We start from the raw sequence: 6,611 nt of genomic DNA, 5'->3' as shown, positions 1-6,611 counted from the left end.
GCCCCTTCGGGGCTTGGGTCGCGGCGACGGCAGGCACCCCCGCGCGGGATCAAGGCGTCCGGGCGGGAGCATTGACCCCAACGGGGTCACACATACCAGCCCAGGGCAACGCCCTGGGTCGTCCGCAGAGATAGTCTTAGCCCTGAAAGGGCGTGACAGATCGCGGCCTTGATCATCAGGTGTAAAAATACCGGACCAGGTGAAAAAACACCGGTGCGGCAAAGCACAGTGAGTCGATCCGGTCCAGCACCCCGCCGTGGCCCTCGATGAGGGTGCCGAAGTCCTTCACCCCCCGGTCGCGCTTGATCGCCGACATCACGAGCCCGCCGGCGAAGCCCGCCAGGCAAATCAGCAAGGCGATGAGCCAGGCCTCGCCCGGGCTGAAGGGCGTCACCCACCAGAGCGCGGCGCCCACCAGGCTGGCGCTGCCGATCCCGCCGATGGTGCCCTCCCAGGTCTTGTTGGGGCTGACCTTGGGGACGATCCGGTGCTTGCCCAGCGTCTTGCCGAAGACGTATTGGAGGACATCGCTCAACTGCACCACGATGATCAGATAGAGCAACAGCTTGGCCCCCTGGTCCTGGTAGCCCGGAATCGCCAGCATCAGGAGCGCCGGGGCGTGGCTCACGCAATAGACGGCGATCATCAGGCCCCACTGGATGGTGGCGGTGCGCGCCAGAAAGTCCGTCGTGTCGCCGGCCAGGGCGCTGCGTACCGGGATGAACAGAAAGGCGTAGACCGGGATGAAGATGGCGAAGAGCCCGTACCACTGGATGCCCACCAGCAGATATTGAACCGGTGCAAAGACGAAGAAGGCCCAGAACAGGGTGCGGTGGTCGCCCCGGCGGGTCGGGGTGAGGGTGACGAACTCGCGCAGCGCGATAAAGGAGGTCAGGGCGAACAGGATCACCGACCCCACCCCGCCGGTCGCGAGCGCCGCCGCGAAGACCGCCGTCATCACCCACCAGGAGCGGATGCGGGCATTGAGGTTGGCCACGACCAGGCGGGCCTGATCGTCGCGCACCCGCCGGGCCAGCACCCAGCCGATCAGGCTCGCGACCGCCAGCAGGGCGCCGATGCCACCGAGCAGGAGCAACATCTGCGGGTCTGTCAGGAGGTTCATCTGTGGTTCCCCAGGCCGACCAAGGCCTCACGGGCGCGTTGCAGAAAGGCGTGTCGATCCTCCCCCGGCGTCAGGGCCAGCGGTGCGCCGAAGGTGGCGCTGCCCAGGAGCGGCACCGGCAGTACCTCGCCCTTGGGCAGGATGCGGCTCAGATCCTGGAGATACACCGGGACCAGTTCCACCGTGGGCCGCTGGTGCGCGACGAAATAGAGCCCCGGCTTCAATTCACCGACGGTGCTGCCGTCGCCCCTGGTGCCCTCGGGGAAGAGGATCAGCGAATCACCCGCCGCGAGCGCGGCATCGATCCGGCGCAGCGCCTCGCGACTGCCGCAGCCCCCTGCGCGCTCGACCAGCAAGGCGTTCAGGACCGCGCCGGCCAGCCAGCGGCGCAGCCCCGGTCGGTCCCAATAGTCCGCCGCGGCGACCGGGCGGGTGCGGGCGCGGATGGACGCCGGCAGGGAGGCCCAGATCACCAGGGTGTCCAAATGGCTGCTGTGATTGGCGTAATAGACCCGTTGGACGCCGCTCGGCGCGGCGCCGACCCAGCGCGCCCGCACCCCGGTGATCAGCCGGGTCAGGAAGGCGAGCAGCCGGGCGGCGGCGGGCGCCGTGCTCATCGCGCCTCCAAGGCCGCCCGGATCGCCCGGGCGCGGCGGATGGCGGTCAGCGCGGCGCCGACCGCGATCAGGAGCAGCGTCAGGAACAGCACCGGCCCGTCCAGCCCCCAGGCAACGCCCAGGGCGGCCATGATGAGTCCGCTGGTCAACGCGGCCATGCGGTGCGGCTTGGCCATGGGTCCCTGGAAGTCCTGGGCCAGACCCAGGCTGCCGCCCAAGGCACGGATATAGGCCGTCAGCAGGGCGAGGCATCCCGCCGTCCAGGCCAGTTCCGGCCCCCAGGCGAGCCCGCAGGCATAGCCCGCCGGGACGATCAGCAGCGGATCGGCCAGGCGGTCCGGGATCTCGTTGTAGAGGTCCCCGGAGCGCGATCCCAGCCCCCCCTCCACCGCCACCATGCCGTCGAGCAGGTTACACAGCAGCCGCAACTGGATGCAGCCGGCGGCGGCCAGGTACAGCCCCGCCCGCAGCCCGGGCGATGCGCCCGGCGCCAGCAGCATGGCCGCGGCCCCCAGTGCGGCGAAACCCAGGCTCGCGAGCGAGATATGGTTGGGCGCGACGCGCCGGGCCGCGAGCCAGCGCGCCAGGGCGCGCGCCCAGGCGGTGTCGCGGGTCTTCAGCGGGCGGCGGGCGGGTGGTGACGGCGGCATCGGGCAGGGTCTCGGTGGGCGAGGCGCAATTTGAGACAGATGGGCACGCAAGGCGCGGCAAACAATACCCGGAATCCAAGACTTCAACCTAAAGATGGGCGTTCTGACCGCAAGGAAGCAGGGCGGGCGAGGCTTCAGCCGGTTCCCTTCTGGCTTTCCTCGTGCTGTAATCGCCTTATCCGGATCGACCTCTGTCCCCATCAGCCAACCAAGGACCGAATCGCCATGGCCCCCTGAACTCGTGCTGCGCTTCCCCGGCCCCACCCAGGTCAGTGTCGCCTGTGACGGCAACGACCCCGGCCAATTCGCATTCGCCAATCCGGTCACCGACAAGGACCGCAATGACATCCGCTGGTATGTCGAGACCTATGGCGCCGAGTCGCTGGCCGACCCGGACGACGATGAGGCGCGGCGCATCAAGGCCCAGTTGCCGATGATCGGAAAAAGCTTGCACAACGCGGTATTCGACGGCGACGAAAAGCACGCCCCCGGGTGGCTCTTTAACAGATGAAGATGGCGCCCGTAACAAGAATTGAAGGCTTTTGAAAAACGAGGATAAGAAAATGACAATACATCTGCACACATCCAGAGCCGATGGTCTTCTGAATCAAATTGTCGATTCTTTGGGGGATTTTGACCGTCGGTTTCAGCGGCGGCACGAACTGCGTATTCTATCCTGCTACCTCGATAAAAACTTACGTGGTATCAGGGCTCTGATTGACCACGTTTCCGAAGTGGTCCGGCTTACCGACGTTGAGTTAATGTTTGAAATGCTAGAGATTTACCGAGGGCGTCTTCCCAATGACGCGGAGCGCGACTTGAGAAGACTGGAAAGGCGATGTCGTCGGAGGGAGGTGACTTTTCGATGGATTCCTGTCAGGGTCGGTATGCTAATGCACGCAAAAAGCTACTCTGTCGTTCAACGGGTACAGGGCAGGGTAGGCGATGGCGTAGTATGGATCAGTTCCGGCAACGCTACGACGCGTGGCTTGGGAGCGAGCCGTGCGAGAGTGAACGTAGAACTATCCAGTAAATCCACCAGCCGAAGAGACGTTGCGGATTTCCTGGATATCTGGGGGCAGCTTCGTGAGAATGAAATTGATATTGCGCAAGCGTTTGCACAAGATGATATTTATGCTTTTGCGTATGCATTGCTTGCCTCAGGCGTTTTTCTCCATGACTGGCGGGACGCTTTGCGATCTCAGCTGGGCGTTCGCTACACCTTAACCGATGTGGGGCGAAGGTCGGCCCCAGGTAATAACGAATTAGCTTTACTTGGCTTGGATCTGGACCGGGCAACAGCAACGCGGAATCCATTTTCTGCGCAATTAGATTTTCCGCCCGCTCGTCGCCTTCCCGGTGCTTTTGCAAGAGGCTACACCATTGATACACTGCTCGGCCGATGGTGTCCTTGTTCCATCTGGAATGTTGTTGAGCAGACAATCGGTCAAGACGAAGCGTTTCGGCAGTTCTATGACGCTCTTCTGAGTGCAACCACCCCGCAGGCGATGGATAGGCTCGTCGAACGGGAGTCGAAAATCGAAGACGCCCTCGTTGCGCGCGGTTTGGTGGTGCCTGACGAGGAGCGCCTCCAGCGGTGGCGAGGTAAAATCTCATGGCTTCGAAAGGATGAAACTCGGCTTACGCGCATGTTTCTGAGGTTTGAACCTTTTGAACTGCCCTATGATTATCAAGCGCGCGAAGAGATTCGGAGGCTTTATGACAGCGTACTGGAATCGCTTTCGTTTAGAAGGCGGCAATCGGTTGTTGCCTCAAAGGTCTGGGCGACCCAGGAATCCCGCGAACTTGCTGCGCTAGAGTTGAGAGAGGACGAGCAGGCGGTACTAGAAACGTTGCTACAAGGACCGATCGGCGATGAAGATGAATCGGAGACTGCCGAATGAGTCCCTTCCGCCTCCTGATCCAACCCACCCTGGACGGAACCCGGGTAACTGCCAATGGTTCGGCCAGTCCGCCCTGCGTCCCGGGGGCGCGTTGACCTTGCCTTATGCTCGGCATATTAGCCCAGTTTCGGCGCCCGGGAACCGGGGCTAACGGCCATGGAAGGAACCTCAGGCATCACGGCAGATTAAAGTCCTCCCGTGGGAGCGGCTTGCAGCCGCGATGCGGCGCTGCGGTTACCTGCGACGTTGCGGCAGTTCGCGAGCCTCGTCGCGGCTGAAGCCGCTGCCACAGCGTCGCTGCGCGACTTTCACGGTAAAGCCTCGACCTCCGGTTGGGGACGTACCGCGGCTGGCTGGGATGACGATCAAGGCCGCCCTGAAATCAGGTCAGCGTCTCGACCTCGAAGGCGACCAGGGTCCGCCGCTCGCGACTGAATTCGACCCCGATGAGATGAATCGGCAGCCCCGCGGCGCGATAGCGATCGGCGTAGCCCCGGTCCTTGATCTGCTGCAAGGCGCGGCCCTCGGGGGCCAATTCCACCACCTTGAACTCGAACAGATAGACTTGGGCGTTGAAGCGGACGCTGAGATCCAGCCGCCCGGCGTTGCTGCCCTCTTCCGGGGTCAGGTCCAGGCCCAGGGCGGCGAAACAGGCATAGAAGACGCTCGCATAATAGCCCTCGTAGCGGGCGATCGGGTTGTTGCGGTACCAGTCGGGCGGGATACCGGCAAACAGGGCCAAAAACAGCCGCTCGATCCCGGCGAAGTCATTGGTGAGCAACAGGTCATAGAGCCGCCCGGGCCTGGCACTGCCATCGTCCGAGCGCGGGGCGAGCTGCTCCAGCAGGGCCCCGGTCAGGCTGGCCTCGACCTCCTGGTTCGGCCAGCGCAGCCGATACTCGATCAGGGCCCCGCGTTGCGACACCGAGTCGATGGTGAGATAGCCCGTCTGAAACAGCAGCGCCTCGGTGCCGATCCGCTCCACGTCGAAGGTCGAGAGCAGCGCCTCGCTTGCGATCGTCTGGCCGAGATGGGGGATGAACACCTGCCGCTCCACCAGCAGGTCGATCAGGAAACTCGGGGTGGCGGTCTCGAACCACCAGGGGCGGAATTGCCGCTTCTCGAATAGCAGGAGCAGGTCGAAGGGGTTGTAGACCGACTCGCCGGTCCAGTTGTAGCCGTTGTACCAGGCGCGTACCTGGTCCCGGTCGAGCCCCGGTAACTCAGGCGCAAAGACCGCCTCCAGATCGGCCTCGGTATAGCCGCAGATCGCCGAATAGGCGGTATCGACGGTAATGTCGTTGAGATTGTTCAGCCCCGAAAACAGGCTGACCTTGCTGAATTTCGAGACCCCGGTCAGGAACGCGAAGTGGATATGAGCGTCGGCGTCCTTGATGACCGAGTACAGGTCGCGCAATCCGTCGCGGATGTCGCGTGCCGTCTCCGGCTGCGACAGGTTGTCCAGGATCGGCTTGTCGTATTCATCTACCAGCACCACGACCCGCTCACCGCCGACGTCATGAGCAGATTCGATCAACTCGGCGAAGCAGTCCGCGATGTCACCCGCGTCGCGGCAGCTGACCCGCAGTGCCTTACCGTTGCGGTGCAGCAGCGCGCGGATGCGCCGGTCGAGCTCGGCGCGGCTGCGGACCAGGCCGCCGCCGAAGCTCAGCCGGATGAGCGGGAAGCGCCGACTCCAATCCCAGCGCCCATGGGCCGCGAGCCCCCGAAACAGCGGCTCATTGCCGGCGAACAGTTCCGCCAGCGTATCCAGGAACAGCGACTTGCCGAAGCGCCGCGGGCGCGACAGGAAATAGTGGCTGCCTTGGGCGATCAGCCGCAGGGCAAAGCCGGTCTTATCGACGTAATAGCAGTCGTCCTCGCGGATCTTCGCGAAGGTCTGGATGCCGATGGGCAGTCGTTTGCGGCGAGTGGCGGTCGTCATGGGTCTGGAGTCGCTATAAGTCGCCGGGCGGTGAACGGAGGGGGCAGGGCGGCGGTTTGCCTCGTGTCCCCGCTTGATCGGCATAATAGCCCAGTTTCGGCGCTCGTGAACCGGGGCTAACGGCCATGGAAGGAACCTCAGGCACCCCGGCAGATGAAAGTCCTCCCGTGGGAGCGGCTTGCAGCCGCGATGCGGCGCCGCGGTAACCTGCGACGTTGCGGCAACTCGCGAGGCCTCGTCGCGGCTAACGGTCATGGCACCCGCGCCACCCCGGAACATGAAAGTCCTCTCGACCGCTAGCTCGATGGCCAGCGTGCGGGGCGGCGTAGTCAGGGCTTCCAGCCCTGACTGTTCCAGCCCCGACACCGTCAG

The 6,611-nt window shown here is 64.0% G+C and carries 6 protein-coding genes; 2 read left to right on the top strand and 4 right to left on the bottom strand.

The window, feature by feature from the left end; translation table 11 throughout:
• Window positions 1-175: 175 nt before the first annotated feature.
• Genes QZY48_RS17370 through QZY48_RS17360 form a run of 3 tightly spaced genes read right to left on the bottom strand, consistent with a single transcriptional unit; the run spans window position 176 to window position 2,390 of the window.
• On the bottom strand, window positions 176-1,123 hold the full coding sequence (locus tag QZY48_RS17370) for a phosphatidate cytidylyltransferase (RefSeq protein ID WP_295433309.1): 948 nt from the start codon (window positions 1,121-1,123) through the stop codon (window positions 176-178).
• A complete protein-coding gene (locus tag QZY48_RS17365) occupies window positions 1,120-1,740 on the bottom strand; it encodes a 1-acyl-sn-glycerol-3-phosphate acyltransferase (RefSeq protein WP_295433306.1) in 621 nt (206 codons plus the stop codon). The genes QZY48_RS17370 and QZY48_RS17365 overlap by 4 nt, the downstream gene beginning before the upstream one ends.
• Window positions 1,737-2,390 (bottom strand): CDP-alcohol phosphatidyltransferase family protein, encoded by a 654-nt coding sequence (locus QZY48_RS17360; protein WP_295433303.1) that lies wholly within the window; start codon window positions 2,388-2,390, stop codon window positions 1,737-1,739. The genes QZY48_RS17365 and QZY48_RS17360 overlap by 4 nt, the downstream gene beginning before the upstream one ends.
• 241 nt (window positions 2,391-2,631) lie before the next feature.
• On the opposite strand from QZY48_RS17360, the gene QZY48_RS17355 reads away from it, so the two are divergent.
• Together QZY48_RS17355 and QZY48_RS17350 are read left to right on the top strand one after the other, a co-directional pair.
• Window positions 2,632-2,901, top strand: a complete 270-nt coding sequence (locus tag QZY48_RS17355) for a hypothetical protein (RefSeq protein ID WP_295433301.1) — start codon at window positions 2,632-2,634, stop codon at window positions 2,899-2,901.
• 31 nt (window positions 2,902-2,932) lie between these two features.
• Window positions 2,933-4,294 carry a hypothetical protein gene (locus QZY48_RS17350; RefSeq protein ID WP_295433298.1) on the top strand — a complete coding sequence of 454 codons (1,362 nt, stop codon included), beginning with the start codon at window positions 2,933-2,935 and terminating at the stop codon, window positions 4,292-4,294.
• 382 nt (window positions 4,295-4,676) lie between these two features.
• Here the strand turns inward: QZY48_RS17350 and QZY48_RS17345 are convergent, their stop codons facing one another.
• On the bottom strand, window positions 4,677-6,239 hold the full coding sequence (locus QZY48_RS17345; protein ID WP_295433295.1) for an ATP-binding protein: 1,563 nt from the start codon (window positions 6,237-6,239) through the stop codon (window positions 4,677-4,679).
• Between the last annotated feature and the right edge of the window lie 372 nt (window positions 6,240-6,611).

Origin of the sequence: uncultured Thiodictyon sp. (assembly GCF_903828115.1) — a bacterium.
GTDB lineage: Bacteria > Pseudomonadota > Gammaproteobacteria > Chromatiales > Chromatiaceae > Thiodictyon.
The sequence above is the reverse complement of the archived record's forward strand: the minus strand, read 5'-3'. Positions and strand labels throughout refer to the sequence as shown.

What these genes read in the sequence shown, in the direction of transcription:
- QZY48_RS17365 (WP_295433306.1), bottom strand. Translation starts at nt 1,740, where the DNA reads ATGAGCACGGCGCCCGCCGCCGCCCGGCTGCTCGCCTTCCTGACCCGG.
- QZY48_RS17370 (WP_295433309.1), bottom strand. Translation starts at nt 1,123, where the DNA reads ATGAACCTCCTGACAGACCCGCAGATGTTGCTCCTGCTCGGTGGCATC.
- QZY48_RS17345 (WP_295433295.1), bottom strand. Translation starts at nt 6,239, where the DNA reads ATGACGACCGCCACTCGCCGCAAACGACTGCCCATCGGCATCCAGACC.
- QZY48_RS17360 (WP_295433303.1), bottom strand. Translation starts at nt 2,390, where the DNA reads ATGCCGCCGTCACCACCCGCCCGCCGCCCGCTGAAGACCCGCGACACC.